The following is a 21,404-nucleotide window of genomic DNA, read 5'->3' as shown; positions in this document are numbered from 1 at the left end:
GACGCATGAGCAAGCAGAACCGGCGTGGGTGGGTGGCCGGATTGCCCCGATGGGACCGTTGTGCGGTCATGGGTGTCGTCAACGTCACCCCGGACTCCTTCTCCGACGGGGGCCGCTTCTTCGACACCACGGCGGCGGTCAAGCACGGCCTGGACATGGTCGGCGAGGGCGCGGACCTGGTGGACGTCGGCGGTGAGTCGACCCGTCCCGGCGCGCCCCGGGTCGACGAGGCGGAGGAACTGCGCAGAGTCGTCCCGGTGGTGCGAGGGCTGGCCTCCGAGGGCGTCACCGTCTCCGTGGACACCGTGCGCGCGTCCGTGGCGGAGCAGGCCCTCGCCGCCGGCGCGGCGCTCGTCAACGACGTCAGCGGCGGGCTGGCCGACCCCGCGATGATCCCGGTGGTCGCCGACGCGGGCGCCCCCTTCGTGGTGATGCACTGGCGCGGCTTCCTCCAGGGCGGCAACGTGAGGGGCGTCTACGAGGACGTCGTCGCCGAGGTGCTCCAGGAGCTGCACGCGCGTGTGGAGGCCGTCCTGGAGGGCGGAGTCGCGGCGGACCGCGTCGTCGTCGATCCCGGCCTGGGCTTCTCCAAGGACGCCGAGCACGACCTCGCCCTCCTCGCGCACCTCGACCGGCTGCACGGCCTCGGCCGGCCCCTGCTGGTCGCCGCCTCCCGCAAGCGGTTCCTCGGCCGGGTGCTGGCGGGCTCCGAGGGCGCCCCGCCGCCCGCGCGGGAACGGGACGCCGCCACGGCCGCCGTGTCGGCCCTGGCCGCACAGCAGGGCGCCTGGGCGGTCCGGGTGCACGAGGTCCGCGCCACCGCCGACGCGGTCCGGGTGACCCGTGCCATCGAAGGGGCCCGTGAGCGGTGAGCGCTCCCCACCTCGACGTCGAACAGGTCGAACTCGCCAACCGGGCCTTCTACGAGGCCCTGGAACAGGGCGACTTCGAGACGCTCTCCGCGCTCTGGCTGACCCCGGCCGACGTGGGCGTGGACGAGGAGTACCACGACCCCGCCGAGACCGGTGTGATCTCCTGCGTCCATCCCGGCTGGCCGGTGCTCACCGGGCGCGGCGAGGTGCTGCGGTCGTACGCGCTGATCATGGCGAACACGGAGTACATCCAGTTCTTCCTCACCGATGTGCACGTCTCGGTCACCGGGGACACCGCGCTCGTCACGTGCACCGAGAACATCCTCAGCGGCGGCCCGGCGCCGGACGGCGGTGACGAGCTGGGGCCGCTCGTGGGGCAGCTGGTGGTCGCCACGAATGTGTTCCGTCGCACACCCGACGGCTGGAAGCTCTGGTCGCACCACGGGTCCCCGGTCCTGACGGAGTCCGACGACGACGAGGGCGAGGAGTCGCCTTCCTGAGCGGAGTCACCCTCCCGAGGGGGCCGGTGGCCCGTAGGGCCCAAGGGGTGATTGGGAACCCGGGGGCGCGGGTAGGGGCGGCTTCCGACCCATGAGCCGTCGCGTTCCCTGGGAGAACGCTCGGTGAACCCTGTCCGTACGGAAGTGGAATCGAGTCCTCCGGGGGGTGAGCGCTGTCAGTGCCCGCAGGTAGATTCGAAGGTGGCCGGGGTGCCGACCGTGTTCGGACGACACGGAGGACATCGGCCGTTCCCGACGACTGCAGGAGTGATTCGCGTGGATCGTGTCGCGCTGCGCGGCCTCAGGGCCCGTGGGTACCACGGGGTGTTCCCGGGTGAACGCGAGGAGGGCCAGACCTTCATCGTGGACCTGACGCTCGGGCTGGACACCCGTCCGGCCGCGGCCGACGACGACCTGGCGAAGACCGTGCACTACGGGATCGTGGCGGAGGAGGTCGTCGCCATCGTCGCGGGCGAGCCGGTGAACCTCATCGAGACGCTCGCCGAGCGCATCGCCCGGGCGTGTCTGCGGCACGAGGTGGTCCAGGAGGTCGAGGTCACCGTCCACAAGCCGAACGCGCCGATCACGGTCCCCTTCGACGACACGACCGTCACCATCACCCGGAGCCGAGTATGACCGCGTTCTTCGCCGGGGGTCAGAGCGACCCGACCGTCCAGCCGGTGCCGGCCTCCGTCGTGCAGAAGGTGGACGAGGCCGACACGACGCTGCACAACCCCCGCCGGGCGGTGATCTCCATCGGCTCGAACCTGGGCAACCGGCTGGAGAACCTCCAGGGCGCCGTCGACGCCCTGGAGGACACCCCGGGCGTCCGCGTCAAGGCCGTGTCGCCGGTGTACGAGACCGAGCCGTGGGGGGTGGAGCCGGGCAGCCAGCCCTCGTACTTCAACGCGGTGGTGGTGCTGAAGACGACCCTGCCGCCCTCCTCGCTGCTGGAGCGGGCCCAGGCCGTGGAGGAGGCCTTCCACCGGGTGCGGGACGAGCGCTGGGGCGCGCGCACGCTGGACGTCGACATCGTGGCGTACGCGGACGTCGTCTCCGACGACCCGGCCCTGACCCTGCCGCACCCGCGGGCGCACGAGCGCGCCTTCGTCCTCGCGCCGTGGCACGACGTGGAGCCGGAGGCCCGGCTCGCCGGCCGCGGCCCGGTCGCCCAGCTCCTGGACGGCATCACCCGCGAGGGCGTGTCGCCCCGCGCCGACCTGGAACTCCAGCTGCCCGAGTAGTCGTTAAGGTCTACCGGGTCGGGATCATCCCCGACGCCGTCGGGACCACCGGCCGGGCCGACCACCCGGCGCCCGTGGGCCCGGCGTCCGTGGACCATCGGGCTCGTCGAAGGGGCATCGTGAAAGAGCTGCGCATCAGGACGCTGGCCGCGGTGTTCGTGGTGGCCGGGGTGCTGTCCTGGGCCGGGGCCCGGCTGTGGAACTCGGTGGACACCCTGCCGAGCGTCCCGCTGGCCGCCCCCATCGTGCTCGCCCTGATCGCCGCCGTCCTGACGGCCACCGCACTGTCCCTGCGCAGCCGGCTCAAGGCCCAGCGGGAGCGCCGGCCGGAGGCCAAGGGCGTCGATCCCCTGATGGCCGCCCGCGCGGTCGTGTTCGGCCAGGCCAGCGCCCTCGTCGCCGCGCTCGTCGCCGGGATGTACGGCGGCGTCGGCGTCTTCCTCCTGGAGTATCTGGAGGTCCCGGCCCGCCGCGACCAGGCCATCTACGCTGGCTTCTCCGTCCTCGCGGGCATCGCCGTCATAGTGGCCGCCTTCTTCCTGGAGCGCGTCTGCAAGCTTCCGGAGGACGACGACACGGGCGGCGGGGCGGCGCGGGCGACGTAGCGCGACAGGGCTCCGGCGGGGCTGCGGGGGCGGGCGGCCCGTCGCGCGTGGGCCGCACCGTTCACGCCGCGCTGCGCGCCGAGTGTTCCGCCGAGCGCATCGTATGGGCGCAAGGGGCCGGAGCCTTCGCGCGGCGCCGCAGCAGGCGGGGCAGGGCGAGGTCGACGAAGCCCTCGGCCTGCATGGCGGCCAGGCCGATGCGCGGGAGGTCGCGGGAGGCTGCGTAGACGACGAAGCGCGGTTCCCAGCGGGGGCGGAACTTGGCGTTGAACTTGTAGAGGGACTCGATCTGGAACCAGCGGGAGAGGAAGACCAGCAGGCCGCGCCAGGCGCGCAGGACCGGGCCCGCGCCGATCTTCTCCCCCCGGGCCAGGGCCGAGCGGAACATCGCGAAGTTCAGGGAGACCTGCCGGACGCCCAGGCGGGGGGCGGCCTGGAGGGCCGCGACGATGAGGAGTTCGTTCATGCCGGGGTCGGCGGAGCGGTCGCGGCGCATCAGGTCCAGGGAGGCGCCGTCCGGGCCCCAGGGCACGAAGTGGAGGACGGCCTTGAGGTCGCCGTACGGGCCCGGGACCTCGTCGGCCTTGTGGGCGGTGGCGATGAGGCAGTCCCCGTCGGCCGGGTCGCCGATGCGGCCGAGGGCCATGGAGAAGCCGCGCTCGGTGTCGGTGCCGCGCCAGTCCTCGGCGGCGCGGCGGATCCGGTCCAGCTCCGCCTCGCCGAGGTCACGGACACGCCGTACCCGGGTCTCGTAACCCAGCCGTTCGATGCGCTTCACCATTTGACGCACGTTGCGCATCGCGCGTCCGGCGAGGGAGAAATCCGCGACATCCACCACCGCCTCGTCGCCCAGTTCGAGGGCGTCCAGGCCGGTCTCCCGGGTCCAGACCTCCGCCCCGGTCTCCGAACAGCCCATGACGGCCGGGGTCCAGGAGTGGGCCTTCGCCTCGTCCATGAAGCGTTCGATCGCGCCGGGCCAGGCCTCGACGTCGCCGATCGGGTCGCCGCTGGCGAGCATCACCCCGGAGACGACGCGGTACGTCACCGCCGCCTTGCCGCTGGGGGAGAAGACGACCGCCTTGTCCCGGCGGAGCGCGAAGTGGCCGAGCGAGTCGCGGCCGCCGTGCCTGTCGAGCAGGGCGCGCAGCCGTGCCTCGTCGTCGTCGGTGAGGCGGGCCGCCGGGTGTTCGGGGCGGAAGGCCAGGTAGACGGTGGTGATGGCGGTCAGCAGACCGAGGGCGCCGAGGGAGAAGGCCACCGTCCAGGACGTGCTGCCGGCGTAGTCGACCGGGCCCTCGAAGCCGAACAGGCCGTAGATGACGTGTTCGAGCCGGTCGGCGAGGCTCGGGTCGCCGACCATGCGTCCGGGGTGGACGCTGACGACGACCAGACCGAGGACGATCGAACCGGCGCCCATCAGCACGAAGTTGGTGAGTGCCCGCCAGCGGCTGGTGGGATCGGGCAGGGCGCGGAACTCGTCGCGGTGGCGCAGCAGCGGGACGAGCAGCGCGAGCGAGATGAGCACACCGACGAGTGAGTGGCGGTAGGTGAACTGGGCGATCGCCCCGGCCGGGAGCAGGACCACGGCCGCCCGCCAGGCCCGTCGCTTGCGTCGGCGCAGACCGTGCGCGAGGAGCAGCAGCAGGACGCCGACGCTCAGCGAGAGGGCCGCCGCGAACGGGCCGAGCGCGCCGGGGAGCACCTCGGCCAGGGCGTGCATACGGCTGTTGCGGAAGCGGGGGAACACCCCCGCGGCGATGTCCACGAGCCCGACGAGTGTGCAGGCCCTGGCGACCAGGGCGGGTACGGCCTCGGGGTGCGGGCCGCGTGGCACGCCGCGCAGCACGCCGCGCAGCACGCCGCGCAGGATGCCCGGCGCCGCGCCCGGGTGTGCGTCCTTCGGCTGCCGGTCGGCGCTCGGCGCGAGTCGGTCCGACCGGATCGGAACCCCACCCGACATTTCCCCATCTGTCCTGACAGACATCGCATCCCGTAGTTCCGCGAGAGAGCTTGGATCCGGCGCCTTTTCCGGCATCCGGCGACATTGCGCCCTCTAGGACGGTGGCTCGGCGGGGGAGGTTCACTCTCCATCGGAAAGCTGAACCAAAGGGCAGGGAAAGACAAGGAAAGAAAGGTCGGCGGGGGACAACCCGATGGGTCTGACGAGCAACAAGGTCCTGGTGTTGGCGGTGCTGTCCGCGGTACTGCTGTTCGTCGGCACGGTGTGGCTGTGGCCGCGGCTGGCCCGGCGCGGGTGGCGGGCTGTCGGCGGTCGGATCGTCGTCCTGCTGGCCACACAGGTCGCCGTCTTCGTGTCGGTCGGCCTCGCCGCCAACCAGGCCTTCGGGTTCTATGCCAGCTGGGCCGACCTCCTCGGCCGGGAGACCGGGCAGGGGGTGGTCGTCGACCACGACGGGGCCGACACCGGGGGCCCGTTGCGGGTCGTCGACACCCAGCAGGTGAACGTGGCCGGGGGCGGCCGTCCCGCGGTCGGCGGCCAGATCCAGAAGGTCGAGATCGTCGGCCGTACGAGCCGGATCGCGAGCCCGGCGTACGTGTATCTGCCGCCGGAGTACTTCCAGCCCCGGTACCGCACCCGCACCTTCCCCGCCGCGGTCGTCCTCACCGGCTACCCGGGCACCGCCGAGGCGCTGATCAAGGGGCTCCACTTCCCGCAGACGGCCCACGCGTTGGCCCGGGACGGGAAGGCCCAGCCGATGATCCTGGTGATGCTGCGGCCGACCGTGGCGCCGCCGCGCGACACCGAGTGCGTGGACGTGCCGGGCGGGCCGCAGACCGAGACGTTCTTCGCCCGGGATCTGCCGGACGCCGTGGGGCGTCACTACAGGGTCGGGAAGAAGCCCGGCAGTTGGGGCGTCATCGGCGACTCGACCGGTGGCTACTGTGCGCTGAAACTCGCCATGCACCATCCCCGGGTGTTCGCCGCCGGCGCGGGCCTCTCGCCGTACTACAAGGCGCCGATCGACCCGACGACGGGCGATCTCTTCCAAGGGAACAAGACGCTGCGGAACGAGGCGGACCTGTTCTGGTATCTGAAGCACCGTCCGGCGCCGGACACCTCTCTGCTGGTCACCAGCAGCAAACAGGGGGAGGCCAACTACAAGGCCACGCTGAAGTTCATCGAACAGGTGAAGGAGATGCGGCCGACGCGGATCTCGTCGATCATCCTCGACAGCGGCGGGCACAACTTCAACACCTGGCGCCGGGAGATCCCGGCGACGTTGCAGTGGATCAGCGGGCGGTTGAGCGACCGGTGAAGTGGGCCGGGGAGGGTGGCTGACGCCGGGTGGTCGTGCGCCGTCGAAGGGCTGGTCGGTCACGGCACGGCGACGGGTCGGCGACGAGTTCGGTAACGGTTCGGCGGCGGGTCCCGCAATTCGCGGAATTCACCGGCGGGGAAAGAGACGGATGCGGCCAAGACGTATCCGGAATCAATGAGGTTGATCCAGAGGAGGAGCCGCCGGTGGGCGCATTGCGGCACCGGCGGTGAGGAACCTTGTGAGGGTTTGTGAGAGGTGAGAGGGGCGGCTGAGTTTTTGCGTCCCGGGGCACCATCATTCGCCTACGCGCGGTAAGTTTCTGGCCATGCCACGTGGACGTCACCGCCATTCACCGCCTCTGCACAGGCTGCTGCCCCCCACGGCGATCGCAGGCGTCTCGCTCGTCTGCGCCCTTGGGCCATGGATGTTCTCCGAGCCAGCGGTGCTCCGGGTCACCGCCGCCGTCGCCGCGGCGACCGCGGCCGTGGGCGCGGCGGTCATGCGCCGCTGGGACGTGGAGGCCGGCAAACGCGTCGCCGACCTCACGCGCGCGCGGGCGAGCGACGAGTGGCGTCACGAGGAGAAGGTCGCCGAACTGGAGACCGACCTCGACGAGTCCCGCGAGCTGCGCACCAAGCTGGAGCACAAGCTCCGCGCCAAGCGCACCGAACTGGCCAACCTCCGTAACGAGCACGCCGCGCTGTTGCGGCGCTACGCCACGGCCGAGACCGAGCGGGCCAGCGCCCTGGAGGGCCGCCGTCTGCTGGAGATCGAGACGACCGCCCCCGAGGACGCACGGGCGTTGCCGGCGGCGGGTGCGGACGCGGGCGACGGCGACGGCGACGGCGGAACCACGGCGGCGTCCCGGACCTCGACGGTGCCGCCGCAGGGGACTCCCGCGCCGGGGGCGCCCTGGGCCTCGTGGGAGACGGCGTCCAAGGCCGCGGCGGAGAGGGCGGCGGCGCAGGACGGGAAGGGCGCGAAGGGCGGGGCGGGTGCCGGTGCCGACTCGGGTGCGGGTGCGGGTGCGGGTGCTTCTGCGGGGCGGGCCGAGGCCGAGGAGGAGGGCTCGGGGGAGGAGAAGTCGGCGCCCGCGGTGTTCTCGCCGGCCGGTTCGTCGCTCTTCCTGCGCGCGAACTCGGCGTTGGACCGGATCATCACCCAGCGGGGCTCGGTGAAGGGCGAGGAGGACGCCGGGGCCGCCGAGGCGGAGGCGGAGGCTGCCGCCGAGTCCGTAGTGGCGGGGGACGTGGACGAGTTCACCGATGAGCGTGCTGGTGAGGGCGTCGGCGAGGCTGCTGACGAGTCCCTCGATGGGGCTGTGGACGACTCGGTCGACGGACCGGAGGACGGCACAGTCGGCGAGCAGAACAGTGAGACGGTCGAGACGTCTGCCGAAACCAGCCAGTCGACCGAGCCCACTCAGGCCACCGCCGCACCCGGCCCGGCCACCGAATCCGCCGAGTCCGCCGCATCAGCCGAATCCGCCGACGGGACGGTCAGCGGCGAGGGAGCGAAGGGTGGTTCCCCTAAGGGGCCTTCCCCCAAGGGCGATCCGGACGGGCCCACGGACGGGGGCACCCGGCAGGGACGTTCCGCCGAGGCGGAGGAGGAGCCCGTTCCGGTGCTCACCGCCGAGGAGGGCGACGCGGTGGGGAAGTCCGCGGCGACCCGGGGACATGAGCGCGCCGCCGGCGGCCCCGTACCCGTGGTCGCCGCACCGGCCGGCTCGACGGGGGTGGGGGAGCTGACCCGCGTGGAGCCCTCGGGGCGTGTGGAGCCGGTGGTTCCGTCGGTCGGTCACTTCACGGTGCCCACGGCCGTGGCGGTCGTCCCGGCGGCGCCGCGGCGGCGGACGGCCGTCGAGGGAGGGTTCGACTTCTTCGGTATGCAGAAGTCGGCGGAGGCCTTGGAGGCCGTGCAGAACGAGGACCTCGCCGACGTGGTCGGTCAGGAGGCCCTCGCGCTCCACAAGGCCGAGTCGGAGGCGCAGTTCAAGCGCGCCGACGAGGCCTCCCGGGGGATCGGCCAGGTCATCGACCTCACGGCCCACGACGAAACGGAACAGATCGACGTACAGGGTCTCCGCACAGCGGCGTCCTGACCACCGATCACGCGCCTACCTCCGGCCGCCCGCCCCTCCCGGCGGGCGGCCGCACTGTTTTGTCCGGCAGCCCGGCAGCCCGGCAGTCCCTACCCACCCTCGCGGGCAGCCGGGGCCCGGCCTCTTCCCCCGGTCCCCTGCCCCCTGCCCAGCCCTACCTGCGGGCAGTCGTGCCGTTGGGGCGGCACGGGTGGGCGAAGGTGGAGCTGCAGGAATCGCCCCGCCCTACACCATCCACCGATCCGGCAACGCCTCCCGCCGTCCCGTGCGGGACCGTTCCGCCTGGGCCCGCAGCAGGTCCGCCGCCTCGGCCGCGTCCCGCAGTCGCGCCGTCACGGTCTTGTTGGCGCCGGTGTCGACGTGGACGTCGGCGAGCCCCTTGTAGCGCTGCCAGGGCCCCTGCGACAGCCGCACGCTCTGCACCTTCGCGTGCGGCACGAGATCGAGCCGGCGCCGCAGCAGCCCGTGCCGCGCCGCGAACACCGCGTCGCTCACGGCCAGCCCGTACCCCCGCCACCACCACGGCACGCACCACCGTGCACGCCCCGGCGGCCGTACGAGCGCCGTGGCGTCCGGCACGCTCACCCCCGGCAGCACCCGCGCGATGACCGACTCGGCCACCTCACGCGGGGCGACCGGCAGCAGGACGGAGTTGGTCGAGCCCGCCACGTCCAGCTCGACCCGGACCCACCCGCGGCGCCGCCACAGCAGCGGTTCGACGATGCGCACCGTCTGCACCCGACCGGGCGGCACCGTCTCGTGGGTGCGGTCGAGGAGCCCGTGGTCGATGCGGAGCCCGTCCGGGGAGTCGCCGACCGTCCAGTCGTACTCCCCGACGAACCGCCCCACACTGCTCGCCCCGGCCGCACCGAGCAGCGGCAGCGCGGTCGCGAGGACGCTCCACACGCTCCCCGTGGCGAACCACAGCACGGACGGCACGACGACCGCGGCCACCAGGGTCCCCCAGGTCGCGCCGGTCAGGACGAGGGACATGGCGAGCACACCCGCCGGGACCTTCAGCAGCTGCCGTACGGGCGCCTCGCCCACCTCGTGCGCCGTCTCCGGCGCGAAACCGGCCGCGCGGGCCAGGAGTTCGGCCCGTAGCGCGCCGGCGTGCGCCTCGCCGAGATAGGCCAGCTCGTCCTTCTTGCCGGTGCCGACGACGTCGAGTTTGAGTTTGGCGACGCCCGCGATCCGGGCCAGCAGCGGGCGGGTGACGTCGATGGCCTGAATGCGTTCGAGACGGATGTGGGCGGTGCGGCGGAACAACAGGCCGGTACGGATGCGCAGTTCGCTGTCGGTCACCGCGAAGTGGGTGAACCACCAGGTCAGGAAGCCGTAGAGGGCGGCGGCCGGGACGAACACCGCGAGCCCGATCAGCAGGGTCGACGTGTCGAGCCGCATCAGCTGCCGCTGCGCTCCGTCCGGATCGTGCACCCCCCACCCGATCAGCACGGCCACCGGCGCCCAGGCCCGCCGCAACGGCGTCACGGGATGCAGCCGATGTTCGACGACCGGCTTCTCCGCCTCCACCGCGTCGTCCACCCGCCCCGCGTCGTCCCCCACCGCGCCGTTCGCCTCCTGCGCCGGCACCGTCACAGCCCCGCCGATCGGGCCTCGCCCAGCTGCGTGAGGTGGTCGCGCAGGCGTTCGGCCTCGGTCGGGTCGAGGCCCGGGATGCACGCGTCCGTGGCGGCCGCGGCCGTGTGCAGCTGCACGCTCGCCAGGTTGAAGTGCCGCTCGACGGGACCGGAGGTCACCTCGACCAGCTGCATACGCCCGTACGGCACGACAGTCTCCTCGCGCCACAGCACACCCCGGCTGATCAACAGGTCGTCCGCCCGTTCGGCGTACCGCCACGACCGCCAGTTGCGCCCCAGCATCGGCCAGCCCCAGAGCAGCAGCGCCAAGGGCAGCAGCGCGAACGCCGCCCAGGGCGGCCCCGCCAGCCAGCCCGGCAGGACGGCCGTCGCGACGGTGATCGGCACCAGCCACACCACCAGCAACAACCGCCTCATCCGCAACAGCCCCGGCGGCAGTCCGGTCCAGACCGGCTCGTCCTCCGTCCGCCCCGCGCCGTCTTCGAAGGTCCCCACGCTCCCCGTCTCCATGACGCCAGCGTACGTACGACAGACTGTGTCCATGACTCCCCCGACGGAGACCCGAGAGACGACGGTCGGTATCGGCGGTGCCGCCGAGAGCACGGACATGGTGCTGAACATCGGCCCGCAGCATCCGTCCACGCACGGTGTGCTGCGGCTGCGGCTGGTCCTCGACGGTGAGCGCATCCGGCACGCCGAGCCGGTGATCGGCTATATGCACCGGGGCGCGGAGAAGCTCTTCGAGGCGCGCGACTACCGGCAGATCATCATGCTGGCCAACCGTCACGACTGGCTCTCCGCCTTCTCCAACGAACTCGGCGTCGTCCTCGGCGTCGAACGCATGCTCGGTATGGAGGTCCCGGAGCGCGCGGTCTGGATGCGCACGCTCCTCGCCGAGCTGAACCGCGTCCTGAACCACCTGATGTTCCTCGGCTCCTACCCGCTGGAGCTCGGCGGCATCACCCCGGTCTTCTACGCCTTCCGGGAGCGCGAGGAGCTCCAGACCGTCATGGAGGAGATCTCCGGCGGGCGCATGCACTACATGTTCAACCGGGTCGGCGGTCTGAAGGAGGACCTGCCGGCGGGGTGGACCGCACGCGCGCGTGCCGCCGTCGCCGATGTCCGCTCCCGCATGGACGTCTTCGACGACCTGGTGCTCGGCAACGAGATCTTCCGGGGCCGCACCCGGGACGTGGGCGTCCTCGCCCCGGAGACCGTGCACGCGTACGGAGTCAGCGGCCCCATCGCCCGCGCCTCCGGTGTCGACTTCGACCTGCGGCGCGACGAGCCGTATCTGGCGTACGGCGATCTCCAGGACGTCCTGAAGGTCGTCACCCGTGACGAGGGCGACTGTCTCGCCCGCTTCGAGTGCCTGCTGGAGCAGACGCACAACGCCCTCGCCCTCGCCGACGCCTGCCTGGACCGTCTCGCCGAACTCCCGCCCGGTCCCGTCAACCAGCGGCTGCCGAAGGTCCTCAAGGCCCCCGAGGGACACACCTACGCCTGGACCGAGAACCCCCTCGGCATCAACGGCTACTACCTCGTCAGCAAGGGCGAGAAGACCCCCTACCGCCTCAAGCTCCGCTCCGCCTCGTACAACAACATCCAGGCCCTCACGGAGCTGCTGCCGGGAACGCTGGTGGCCGACATGGTGGCCATCCTGGGCTCGCTCTTCTTCGTGGTGGGGGACATCGACAAGTAGCCGCACCCCGGCCCGCGCTCCCTGCTTGGTACTCCCCGCCCTGCGCGAGAGGGGCCGAGAGCCCGGCACGACCCTCCCGGCCCTACGCGAGCGGGTCCGGGGTCCCGACCGGCTGCAGGAGCCATCCGAAGTCGCCCAGGCCGCCCGGCGCGGTCAGCTCCGCGGCCTCGCCCGCGCCCGCCAGGGCACGTACGTACGCCGTCGGGTCGGTGGTCGCCAGGGACAGCGGCGGGCGCCCGCCGACGACCCCCAGGGCGCGCAGGGCCTCCCGCTGGGTGAGCAGCCGGGCCCCCGGCAGCGCGCACGCGTCCAACGCCACGTGCGCGGTGATGTCGCACGACCCGTCCGGGACCGGCGCGGTCTCCCGCCCCTCCCGGAACCCGGTGAGCGTCCCGAAGGGCGGCCGGGAGCCGGCGAGGTGCGCGTAGTCGACGGCGACGGCCAGCCCCCGCTCGACGCCCGCCACGGCGGCGGCCCACGCCCGGTCCCGGGGCAGCCCGACCTCGGCCCGCAGCCCCTGCTCCGGGGCGAGCGGCCACCACCGGCCCAGCCACTCGGCCTCGGCCCCGCCGACGGGCTCCCCGAGCACCTCGCCGCCGTCCTCCCGTACGAGCACCAGCCGCGGCACGCCCGCCGCGTCCACCTCGACGACGTCCAGGGGCACGTTGTCCAGCCATTCGTTGGCGAACAGCAGCCCCGTGACACCCCCCGGCGGTTCGGCGACCCACTCGATGCGCTGATCCAGCCCGGGCGGTCGGTCGGCCACTTCGACGGCGTACGCGCGCGTGCGTCCCGCCACATCGGCGGGCAGGGCCTCCAGCACCCCGGCCACCAGCTCCCCGCGCCCGGCCCCCATGTCCACGAAGGCCAGCTCGCCGGGCCGCCCCGCCCCCTCGTCCACGCGACACAGCAGCCGGGCCACCGCGGCGGCGAACAGCGGGGAGGCGTGCACGGAGGTCCGGAAATGACCGGCCGGCCCCTCCGACCGCCGGTAGAAGCCCTCCGGCCCGTACAGCGCCTTCCCGGCCGCCGCTCGCCAAGGCCGCGCCTCGTCGGGGGCGGGAGTTCGTAGGCGATCCGTCACAGCGCCAGGCTAAGCGGAACGGACAACAACGCCTCCACCTTGGGGAGTACATGCCCCCGTCACGGATCGGCCCTCCGGTTGACCCCGGCACACCGCCCGCTTCCCTACGCTGGGTTACGTGCAGCGCCTCTATGACTTCCTCCGCCGACACCCGACATGGGTCGACAGCTTCTGGGCCGTCGTCCTGCTCGGGGTGACCCTGGCCGGCGGAGCGATCGACCCGGACTACGCGCGTGACATGAACGAGACCGCGTTCGTGGTGATCACGCTCGTGCTCTGTCTGTCGATCGCCCTGCGGCGCCGTATGCCCGAGAAGATGCTGATGCTGGCCGCCGCGGCGGGCATCGCGCAGCTGATCCTCGACGTGCCGAGAATCCCGGCCGACTTCGCGATGCTCGTGGTCATCTACACGGTCGCGGCGAACGGCGCCCGCTGGGCCTCCTGGTTCGCCCTGGGCGGCGGCCTGTGCGCGGCGTCCCTGGGACAGCTGCGCTGGACCGACGACGACACGAGCACGATGGGCAACGCGGTGCTCGCACTGTTCCTGACCGTGCCCTTCGCCCTGGCCTGGGTGCTCGGCGACTCGCTGCGCACCCGCCGCGCCTACTTCGCGCAGCTGGAGGAGCGCGCCGCCCGGCTGGAGAAGGAGCGCGAGGCACAGGCCAAGGTCGCGGTCGCCGCCGAGCGCGCCCGGATCGCCCGTGAACTGCACGACGTGGTCGCCCACAACGTGTCCGTGATGGTCGTCCAGGCCGACGGCGCCGCGTACGTCCTGGACGCCGCCCCCGACCAGGCGAAGAAGGCCCTGGAGACGATCTCCTCCACCGGCCGCCAGGCCCTCGCCGAGATGCGCCGCCTGCTGGGCGTGCTGCGCACCGGTGAGCACAAGGAGGTCGGCGAGTACGTCCCGCAGCCCGACGTCGAGCAGATCGACGACCTGGTCGAGCAGTGCCGGGTGGCCGGGCTGCCCGTCGACTTCAAGATCGAGGGCACTCCGCGACCGCTGCCCAGCGGGGTGGAGCTGACGGCGTACCGCATCGTCCAGGAGGCCCTCACCAACACCCGCAAGCACGGCGGCCCGAACGCCGGGGCGAGTGTCCGGCTGGTCTACTTCGACGACGGCCTCGGCCTGCTCGTCGAGGACGACGGCAAGGGCGCGCCCCACGAGCTGTACGAGGAGGGCGGCGCCGACGGCCAGGGGCACGGCCTCATCGGGATGCGTGAGCGCGTCGGTATGGTCGGCGGCACGCTGGACGCGGGCCCCCGCCCCGGCGGCGGCTTCCGGATCAGCGCCCTGCTGCCCCTGAAGCCCGCGCACTGACCCGGCCGTGCCGACCGCTGACACCTGTAGCCCGACACCCGTAGACCCGACACCCGTAGACCCGACATCTGTAGACGGAAGAGGACCCGATGGCGATCCGCGTGATGCTCGTCGACGACCAGGTGCTGCTGCGCACCGGGTTCCGGATGGTGCTGGCGGCCCAGCCGGACATGGAGGTCGTGGCGGAGGCGGGCGACGGCGTCGAGGCCCTTCAGGTCGTGCGGTCGACCGAGGTGGACGTGGTCCTCATGGACGTCCGTATGCCGAAGCTGGACGGCGTCGAGGCCACCCGCCGTATCTGCGCGGAGCCCGAGCCGCCGAAGGTGCTCATCCTCACCACCTTCGACCTCGACGAGTACGCCTTCTCCGGGCTGAAGGCGGGCGCCTCCGGCTTCATGCTCAAGGACGTGCCGCCCGGTGAGCTGCTGGCCGCGATCCGTGCCGTGCACAGCGGCGACGCCGTCGTCGCGCCCTCCACGACCCGGCGGCTGCTCGACCGGTTCGCCCCGATGCTCCCGGGCACCGGCTCGGAGCCCAAGCACAAGGAACTGGAACGGCTCACCGAACGTGAGCGCGAGGTCATGATCCTGGTCGCGCAGGGCCTCTCCAACGGCGAGATCGCCGCCCGCCTCGTCCTCTCCGAGGCCACGGTCAAGACCCACGTGGGCCGCATTCTGACCAAGCTGGGCCTGCGCGACCGCGTCCAGGTGGTCGTCCTGGCATACGAGACGGGTTTGGTGCGCGCGGGCGGACACGGCTGAGACGGCCGGCCCACGGCCCTCCGGTTCGTCCGTGCCGCCGTGCGTCCGGCTATCTGGGCAGCCCCTCCAGGAAGTCGCTGCCCAGCCGGGCCACCACCGTCACGTCGAGCTGGTGGAGCACGTAACGGCCCCGGCGGCGCGTCGTGAGGAGCCCCGCCTTCTTGAGGACGGCCAGGTGCCCGGGATATCTCCGGCGGGGTCATGCCCAGCATCTGGGCCAGCTCTCCCGTGGTGTTCGCGCTACGGGCCAGATTGCGGCAGAGGCGCATCCGGACGGGGTGGGCCAGCGCGGTCATGCGCAGGGCGAGCTGCTCCACGGGGGGCGGGGCGGCGGGCTCGGCCGCGCTCACCGGGTACTGGATCACCGGCTGCCAGCCGAACCGGTGCAGGACGGTGAGATGGGGCCGCCCCAGGCTGGTCGGCACGAGCAGCAGGCCGCCGTCACCGGTGTGCGTACGGCCCTCGACCAGTTTGTCCACGACGTTTCGCCGCGCCGTCCTGTTCCGCCGCGCCGCCCCGTCCCGCCCCGGCCGCCCGGACCGTCCGCGCTGTTCCGGCCGTCCGGGCCGTCCAGGGTCAGTGACGGCGAGACGGCCCCCAGCGCCTCGGCCAGCCCCTTGTGCCGCAGCAAGTCGGTCTTGTCGGGCGTCCGCCGCGAGCGGGTGGCACAGCCGGGACCAGGTCTCGGCGAAGAAGGCCGCGTCGCAGTCCTCCAGGAACTGCCGCAGCCAGGCCCGCACCCCGGGCGGGTCCGCCAGCAGCCGCCCGGCGAATCGCAGTTGCCGAGGCCCGCGCGCGGCGGCCAGCTCCAGGGCACGGCACCGCATCTCCGCGTCGGCCGGCGGACCGGGCCGCGGCGAGTCGTAGGCGTACCCGGGGGAGCAGACGAACTCCAGCCCGGCGTCGACGAACTGGTCGTCCGTCAGTTTGTCCAGCAGATCGAGGTCGTCGGCGAGTGTCGTACCCGGGAGGGTGTCCCGGCCGGGGATCCCAGCGAAGGGGAGGAACAGGTCGGAGAACGACGTGCGCCACAGAAAGTCAGCCTCGGACATCCGGTCGGCGAGATGCGGGTCGAGCCGGGCGGTCACCCCCGTCACCCAGCCCTGGAGCCCCGGGTGGTGTCCGGGCTCGGACAGCACGTGCAGCGCCATGCCGAGCTCGGCCAGCGGGGAGGGCACGACGGCCACCTTCTCCCGCCGCAGCCCGGTGATGTCGATGCGCACACTCATGGCCCCATGGTGCCCCCGACCACTGACACCTCCCTCTCCACCGCCTCTGTCCCCCCCCAACGCCCGCGTCCGCCAGGCCTACTCGCGGGCCACCTTCTCCGCGAGGCCCACGAAGTCCGCCACGGCCGCCCGGACGTCGTCGGCCGTCCACTCCAGCGCGGCGGCCCGTACCTCGATCTCCGTGACGGCCAGTCCGGGCCCGCCCGGGTCCCACGGGCGGGCGAAGAGCAGCGCGTCCGTCTGCTCGCCCTGGCGCACCGAGGCCTCCGCGACGACGTCGACCTCGTACGGCAGCCAGACCTGGAACTCGTGGGTGTGGGGCTCCTCGGGGTGCACCCGGGCCCACGGCACCCCCGCCGCCGCGAACCCCTCGCGCAGCGCGGCCGCGACCACGCGCGCGTGGCGGACGTACTCCGGCAGCCGGGGCAGTTCGCGCTCCAGGCCGACGAGGGCTGACAGGGCGGTGGGGAACTGCTGGAAGAGCTGCCCGCCGTACCGGTGCCGCCAGGCCTTCGCCTCGTCGACCAGCGTCCTCGGGCCGGCGATCGCGGCGCCGCCGTAGGCGCCCAGCGACTTGTAGTACGACACGTAGACGCTGTCGGCGAGGGCCGCGATCTCGTCGACGGGGCGGCCGAAGTGGGTGGTGGACTCCCACAGCCGGGCCCCGTCGAAGTGGACCACCGCCTCCCGCGCGCGTGCCGCTTCGGTGACCTCCTCCAGCTCCTCCCAGGAGGGGAGCAGACAACCGGCCTCCCTGAGGGGCAGTTCGAGCATCAGCGCCCCGAAGGGCTCGTCGAGATCGCGTACCTCCTCGGCGGTCGGCTGCCTCGGCTCGCTCGTCAGCCGGACCGGGCGCAGCCCGCTGACCTGGCTGAACGCGTGCCGCTCGTACATCTCGGGGTGCGAGAGGGCGTGCAGGGCGACGGCGGGGTTCCCGGTGCGGGCGGCCCAGCAGCGCAGTGCCACCTGCTGGGCCATCGTGCCGGTCGGGAAGAACGCGGCGGCCTCCATGCCGAGCAGTGCGGCGGTCCGCTCCTCCAGGGTCTCGACGACCCCGTTGCCGTACATGTCGGCGGTCCGGTCCAGGTCGTACACGTCACCGGCCGCCTCCAGCAGCGCCAGGCGTTCCCGGACCGTGGCCAGCGCACTCGTCCGGGCCAGCACGCGCCCGGCCGCCCGGTGCGCGACCTGCCGCCGCTCGTACCGCTTCATCGCAGCATCACTCATCCTGGGATCATCCCCTCGGGCCGTCCGGCCCGGCACCCGGTTTACGAGCCGAACCGGCCACATGTCGAAGTCTTCCGACGCGACCTGCGGAAACGGCCCGCGGCCGCCCACAGCCTGTGGACAACCGAACGCCCCTCGAACCAATCGCGTTAACATGACGAGAAATCGTCCGGTACCCAGAGCGGACTGGAACGGGAAGGCCACCACCGAGTGAGTACATTCCAGCAGCCAGAGCCGAAGGACCGCCCCGCGCGGCTCGCCGTCGGTGTGGTCGGCGCCGGCCGGGTCGGTCCCGCGCTGGCGGCGTCGCTGCGGCTCGCGGGTCACCGGCCGGTGGCCGTCTCCGGCGTCTCCGACGCCTCCCGGCGGCGCGCCGCCGAACTGCTGCCCGACGTCCCGCTGATGTCCCCCGCCGAGGTGCTGCACCACGCGGACCTGGTCCTGCTGACCGTCCCCGACGACGCCCTCCCGGGGCTGGTCGAGGGCCTCGCGGAGACCGGCTCCGTACGGCCGGGGCAGCTCCTCGTGCACACCTCCGGGCGGTACGGCGCGAAGGTCCTGGACCCCGCGCTGCGGGCCGGGGCGCTGCCGTTGGCGCTGCACCCCGCGATGACGTTCACGGGGACCGCGGTGGACGTGCAGCGGCTCGCCGGCTGCTCCTTCGGGGTCACCGCCCCGGACGAGCTGCGGCTCGCCGCCGAGGCGCTGGTGATCGAGATGGGCGGCGAGCCCGAGTGGATCGCCGAGGAGAACCGCCCGCTCTACCACGCGGCCCTCGCCCTCGGCGCCAACCACCTGGTGACCCTGGTCGCCCAGTCCATGGAGCTGCTGCGCACGGCCGGGGTCACCGCCCCCGACCGCATGCTCGGCCCCCTGCTCGGCGCCGCCCTGGACAACGCCCTCAGGTCCGGTGACGCGGCCCTGACCGGCCCCGTCGCGCGCGGGGACGCCGGCACGGTCGCCGCACACGTCGCCGAGCTGCGCGCGCACGCCCCCGCCACCGTCGCCGGATACCTGGCGATGGCCCGCGCGACCGCCGACCGGGCCCTCGCCCACGGCCTGCTCAAGCCGGAGCTCGCCGAGGACCTCCTCGGGGTACTCGCCGGCGGGACGAGCGGGACCACCGGAGCGGACGGATCCGACGGCACCGACGGGGACGCCCGATGACCATCACCGTGCTGCGCACCGCCGACGAACTGCACGCACGCGCGCGTACGGGACGCCGGGCCGTCGTGATGACCATGGGCGCCCTGCACGAGGGCCACGCGACGCTGATCCGCAGCGCGCGCGAGATCGCGGGCGACACGGGCGAGGTCGTCGTGACCGTGTTCGTCAACCCCCTCCAGTTCGGCGCCGGCGAGGACCTCGACCGCTACCCGCGCACCCTCGACGCCGACGTCAAACTCGCCGAACAGGCGGGCGCGGACGTGGTGTTCGCCCCGTCCGTGGAGGAGGTCTACCCGGGCGGCGAACCCCAGGTCCGGATCACCGCCGGACCCATGGGCGAGCGCCTGGAGGGCGCCTCCCGCCCCGGGCACTTCGACGGCATGCTCACCGTCGTCGCCAAGCTGCTCCACCTCACCCGCCCCGACGTGGCGCTCTACGGCCAGAAGGACGCCCAGCAGCTCGCCCTGATCCGCCGCATGGTCCGCGACCTGAACTTCGGCATGGAGATCGTGGGCGTCCCGACGGTCCGCGAGGCCGACGGGCTGGCCCTGTCCAGCCGCAACCGGTACCTGTCCACCGAGGAGCGCCGCACTGCCCTGGCGCTCTCCCAGGCCCTGTTCGCGGGCCGCGACCGACACGCCGCGCAGGAGGCGCTGCGCGCCCGCGCCCGTGAGGTGCCCGCCACGCGCGCGCGTGCCGAGGCCCTCAGCGCGATCGGCGAGTCCCGCGCCGCCGCCGACGCGCACGCCATGGCCAAGTCCGCTCCCGGCGGCCCGGCCGCCGTCCGCGCCGCCGCCCGTCTGGTCCTCGACGAGGCCCTGCGCATGAAGCCGCCGATCGTCCTGGACTACCTGGCCCTGGTCGACCCGTCGGACTTCACCGACATCCCCGACGACTTCACCGGCGAAGCCGTCCTCGCCGTCGCGGCCCGGGTGGGGACGACCCGGCTGATCGACAACCTCCCCCTGACCTTCGGAGCCGCCTCGTGACCACCACAGGCATACGACTGCACGCACCCGCACCCGGCTGGTCCATCGACGCCGACGTCGTGGTCGTCGGCTCGGGCGTGGCCGGCCTCACCGCCGCGCTGCGCTGCGAGGCCGCCGGCCTGACCACGGTCGTCGTCACCAAGGCCCGCCTAGACGACGGCTCCACCCGCTGGGCCCAGGGCGGCATCGCCGCGGCCCTCGGCGAGGGCGACACCCCCGAACAGCACCTGGACGACACCCTGGTGGCCGGCGCGGGCCTGTGCGACGAGGAGGCCGTACGCATCCTCGTCACCGAGGGCCCCGACGCCGTACGCCGGCTGATCGCGACCGGCGCCCACTTCGACGAGTCGGAGGAGGGCGGCCTGGAGCTGACCCGCGAGGGCGGCCATCACCGCCGCCGCATCGCCCACGCGGGCGGCGACGCCACCGGCGCCGAGATCTCCCGGGCCCTCGTCGAGGCCGTACGCGCGCGTGGTCTGCGCACCGTCGAGAACGCGCTCGTGCTGGACCTGCTGACCGACGCCGCGGGCCGCACCGCCGGGGTCACCCTGCACGTCATGGGCGAGGGCCAGCACGACGGCGTGGGAGCCGTGCACGCCCCCGCGGTCGTCCTCGCGACGGGCGGCATGGGCCAGGTCTTCTCCGCCACCACCAACCCCTCGGTGTCGACCGGCGACGGCGTGGCCCTCGCCCTGCGCGCGGGCGCGGAGGTCTCCGACCTCGAATTCGTCCAGTTCCACCCGACCGTGCTGTTCCTCGGCGCGGACGCGGAGGGCCAGCAGCCCCTGGTCTCCGAGGCCGTCCGCGGCGAGGGCGCCCACCTGGTCGACGCCGACGGCGTCCGCTTCATGGTCGGACAGCACGAACTGGCCGAGCTGGCGCCCCGCGACATCGTCGCCAAGGGCATCATGCGCCGCATGCAGGAGCAGGGCGCCGAGCACATGTACCTGGACGCCCGGCACTTCGGCGCGCACATGTGGGAGCACCGCTTCCCGACGATCCTCGCGGCCTGCCGCGCCCACGGCCTCGACCCGATCACCGAACCCATTCCGGTCGCCCCGGCCGCCCACTACGCCTCCGGCGGTGTCCGCACCGACTCCCGCGGCCGCACCACCGTCCCCGGCCTGTACGCCTGCGGCGAGGTCGCCTGCACCGGTGTCCACGGCGCCAACCGGCTCGCCTCGAACTCCCTCCTGGAGGGCCTGGTCTACGCCGAGCGGATCGTCGCCGACATCGCCGCCTCCCACGCCGACCACGGCCTCCACGCGCGCGTGCCCCAGCCCGTCCCGCACGCGGAGCAGCCCGCGCACCCGCTGCTCGCCCCGGAGATACGGTTCGCGATCCAGCGGACCATGACCGAGGGCGCCGGCGTGCTGCGCTCCGAGGCGTCCCTGGCCACCGCCGCGGCCGCCCTGGACCGGCTGCACGCCGAGGCCCGCGACGCCCTCGCCGAGAACGGCAAGACGGCCGAGCCGGGCGTGGACACCTGGGAGACGACCAACCTCCTGTGCGTGGCCCGCGTCCTGGTCGCCGCCGCCCGGCTGCGCGAGGAGACCCGCGGCTGCCACTGGCGCGAGGACCGCGCCGAGCGCGACGACACCGCCTGGCGCCGCCACATCGTCGTACGGCTGAATCCGGACCGGACGCTCGCCGTACACACCACGGATACCGCAGACTTCCCCCCGACCCGGCAGCACCAGCAGGAGCAGTGACAGAC

General features: G+C 73.2%; 18 protein-coding genes and 1 pseudogene. 13 read left to right on the top strand and 6 right to left on the bottom strand.

All coding sequences use genetic code 11. The features are described 5' to 3' along the window. Window positions 1-5: 5 nt before the first annotated feature. The 5 genes from folP to P8T65_RS19265 all read left to right on the top strand — a co-directional run bounded on the left by folP (window position 6) and on the right by P8T65_RS19265 (window position 3,221). Entirely contained in the window at window positions 6-872 is an 867-nt protein-coding gene (gene folP / locus P8T65_RS19285; RefSeq protein ID WP_316726524.1) for a dihydropteroate synthase, read from the top strand. Next, a complete protein-coding gene (locus P8T65_RS19280; RefSeq protein WP_184905103.1) occupies window positions 869-1,372 on the top strand; it encodes a nuclear transport factor 2 family protein in 504 nt (167 codons plus the stop codon). Before folP ends, P8T65_RS19280 begins: the two co-directional genes overlap by 4 nt. 276 nt (window positions 1,373-1,648) lie before the next feature. Beyond that, window positions 1,649-2,008 (top strand): dihydroneopterin aldolase, encoded by a 360-nt coding sequence (gene folB / locus P8T65_RS19275; RefSeq protein ID WP_316726523.1) that lies wholly within the window; start codon window positions 1,649-1,651, stop codon window positions 2,006-2,008. Beyond that, on the top strand, window positions 2,005-2,616 hold the full coding sequence (folK, locus tag P8T65_RS19270; protein ID WP_316726522.1) for a 2-amino-4-hydroxy-6-hydroxymethyldihydropteridine diphosphokinase: 612 nt from the start codon (window positions 2,005-2,007) through the stop codon (window positions 2,614-2,616). Before folB ends, folK begins: the two co-directional genes overlap by 4 nt. Window positions 2,617-2,735: 119 nt before the next feature. After that, on the top strand, window positions 2,736-3,221 hold the full coding sequence (locus P8T65_RS19265) for a DUF3180 domain-containing protein (RefSeq protein WP_217177138.1): 486 nt from the start codon (window positions 2,736-2,738) through the stop codon (window positions 3,219-3,221). Between the two features lie 61 nt (window positions 3,222-3,282). Here the strand turns inward: P8T65_RS19265 and P8T65_RS19260 are convergent, their stop codons facing one another. Then, entirely contained in the window at window positions 3,283-5,181 is a 1,899-nt protein-coding gene (locus P8T65_RS19260; RefSeq protein WP_316726521.1) for a phosphatidylglycerol lysyltransferase domain-containing protein, read from the bottom strand. 193 nt (window positions 5,182-5,374) lie between these two features. On the opposite strand from P8T65_RS19260, the gene P8T65_RS19255 reads away from it, so the two are divergent. Further along, window positions 5,375-6,499: an alpha/beta hydrolase-fold protein gene (locus P8T65_RS19255; protein ID WP_316726520.1), complete on the top strand. Its 1,125-nt coding sequence runs from the start codon at window positions 5,375-5,377 to the stop codon at window positions 6,497-6,499. Between the two features lie 427 nt (window positions 6,500-6,926). Further along, window positions 6,927-8,606 (top strand): hypothetical protein, encoded by a 1,680-nt coding sequence (locus tag P8T65_RS19250; RefSeq protein ID WP_316726519.1) that lies wholly within the window; start codon window positions 6,927-6,929, stop codon window positions 8,604-8,606. Between the two features lie 225 nt (window positions 8,607-8,831). Here the strand turns inward: P8T65_RS19250 and P8T65_RS19245 are convergent, their stop codons facing one another. After that, window positions 8,832-10,172: a PH domain-containing protein gene (locus P8T65_RS19245; RefSeq protein ID WP_316731637.1), complete on the bottom strand. Its 1,341-nt coding sequence runs from the start codon at window positions 10,170-10,172 to the stop codon at window positions 8,832-8,834. A gap of 29 nt (window positions 10,173-10,201) precedes the next feature. Then, entirely contained in the window at window positions 10,202-10,717 is a 516-nt protein-coding gene (locus tag P8T65_RS19240; RefSeq protein ID WP_316726518.1) for a PH domain-containing protein, read from the bottom strand. A 31-nt stretch (window positions 10,718-10,748) separates the two neighbouring features. Here P8T65_RS19240 and P8T65_RS19235 point away from each other — a divergent pair, with 31 nt between their 5' ends. Beyond that, a complete protein-coding gene (locus P8T65_RS19235; RefSeq protein WP_316726517.1) occupies window positions 10,749-11,909 on the top strand; it encodes an NADH-quinone oxidoreductase subunit D in 1,161 nt (386 codons plus the stop codon). 82 nt (window positions 11,910-11,991) lie between these two features. Here the strand turns inward: P8T65_RS19235 and P8T65_RS19230 are convergent, their stop codons facing one another. Next, window positions 11,992-12,993 (bottom strand): SAM-dependent methyltransferase, encoded by a 1,002-nt coding sequence (locus P8T65_RS19230; protein WP_316726516.1) that lies wholly within the window; start codon window positions 12,991-12,993, stop codon window positions 11,992-11,994. Between the two features lie 118 nt (window positions 12,994-13,111). On the opposite strand from P8T65_RS19230, the gene P8T65_RS19225 reads away from it, so the two are divergent. Continuing rightward, window positions 13,112-14,314, top strand: coding sequence for a sensor histidine kinase (locus P8T65_RS19225; protein WP_316726515.1), 1,203 nt, complete (start codon window positions 13,112-13,114; stop codon window positions 14,312-14,314). Between the two features lie 89 nt (window positions 14,315-14,403). Next, window positions 14,404-15,075 (top strand): response regulator transcription factor, encoded by a 672-nt coding sequence (locus P8T65_RS19220; RefSeq protein WP_184905083.1) that lies wholly within the window; start codon window positions 14,404-14,406, stop codon window positions 15,073-15,075. Between the two features lie 49 nt (window positions 15,076-15,124). Here P8T65_RS19220 and P8T65_RS19215 read toward each other — a convergent pair. After that, window positions 15,125-16,304: pseudogene (locus P8T65_RS19215) on the bottom strand (DUF5937 family protein). 78 nt (window positions 16,305-16,382) lie between these two features. After that, the gene (locus tag P8T65_RS19210) at window positions 16,383-17,531 is read right to left on the bottom strand and encodes a beta-eliminating lyase-related protein (RefSeq protein ID WP_316726514.1); all 1,149 of its coding nucleotides are present in this window, start codon (window positions 17,529-17,531) and stop codon (window positions 16,383-16,385) included. 210 nt (window positions 17,532-17,741) lie between these two features. Here P8T65_RS19210 and P8T65_RS19205 point away from each other — a divergent pair, with 210 nt between their 5' ends. The 3 genes from P8T65_RS19205 to P8T65_RS19195 are packed head-to-tail and all read left to right on the top strand — an operon-like array spanning window position 17,742 to window position 21,399. Continuing rightward, the gene (locus tag P8T65_RS19205; RefSeq protein WP_316726513.1) at window positions 17,742-18,698 is read left to right on the top strand and encodes a DUF2520 domain-containing protein; all 957 of its coding nucleotides are present in this window, start codon (window positions 17,742-17,744) and stop codon (window positions 18,696-18,698) included. Further along, on the top strand, window positions 18,695-19,687 hold the full coding sequence (panC, locus tag P8T65_RS19200) for a pantoate--beta-alanine ligase (protein WP_316726512.1): 993 nt from the start codon (window positions 18,695-18,697) through the stop codon (window positions 19,685-19,687). The genes P8T65_RS19205 and panC overlap by 4 nt, the downstream gene beginning before the upstream one ends. After that, entirely contained in the window at window positions 19,684-21,399 is a 1,716-nt protein-coding gene (locus P8T65_RS19195; protein WP_316726511.1) for an L-aspartate oxidase, read from the top strand. Before panC ends, P8T65_RS19195 begins: the two co-directional genes overlap by 4 nt. The last annotated feature ends 5 nt before the right edge of the window (window positions 21,400-21,404 follow it).

The sequence above is a fragment of the Streptomyces sp. 11x1 genome (genome assembly GCF_032598905.1).
Classification (GTDB): Bacteria; Actinomycetota; Actinomycetes; order Streptomycetales; family Streptomycetaceae; genus Streptomyces.
This window is presented reverse-complemented; position numbering and strand designations above follow the sequence as displayed.

Coding starts and splice junctions, on each gene's coding strand:
- folP (WP_316726524.1), top strand. CDS start 6: ATGAGCAAGCAGAACCGGCGTGGGTGGGTGGCCGGATTGCCCCGATGG.
- folK (WP_316726522.1), top strand. CDS start 2,005: ATGACCGCGTTCTTCGCCGGGGGTCAGAGCGACCCGACCGTCCAGCCG.
- P8T65_RS19260 (WP_316726521.1), bottom strand. CDS start 5,181: ATGTCGGGTGGGGTTCCGATCCGGTCGGACCGACTCGCGCCGAGCGCC.
- P8T65_RS19255 (WP_316726520.1), top strand. CDS start 5,375: ATGGGTCTGACGAGCAACAAGGTCCTGGTGTTGGCGGTGCTGTCCGCG.
- P8T65_RS19250 (WP_316726519.1), top strand. CDS start 6,927: ATGTTCTCCGAGCCAGCGGTGCTCCGGGTCACCGCCGCCGTCGCCGCG.
- P8T65_RS19240 (WP_316726518.1), bottom strand. CDS start 10,717: ATGGAGACGGGGAGCGTGGGGACCTTCGAAGACGGCGCGGGGCGGACG.
- P8T65_RS19235 (WP_316726517.1), top strand. CDS start 10,749: ATGACTCCCCCGACGGAGACCCGAGAGACGACGGTCGGTATCGGCGGT.
- P8T65_RS19220 (WP_184905083.1), top strand. CDS start 14,404: ATGGCGATCCGCGTGATGCTCGTCGACGACCAGGTGCTGCTGCGCACC.
- P8T65_RS19210 (WP_316726514.1), bottom strand. CDS start 17,531: ATGAGTGATGCTGCGATGAAGCGGTACGAGCGGCGGCAGGTCGCGCAC.
- panC (WP_316726512.1), top strand. CDS start 18,695: ATGACCATCACCGTGCTGCGCACCGCCGACGAACTGCACGCACGCGCG.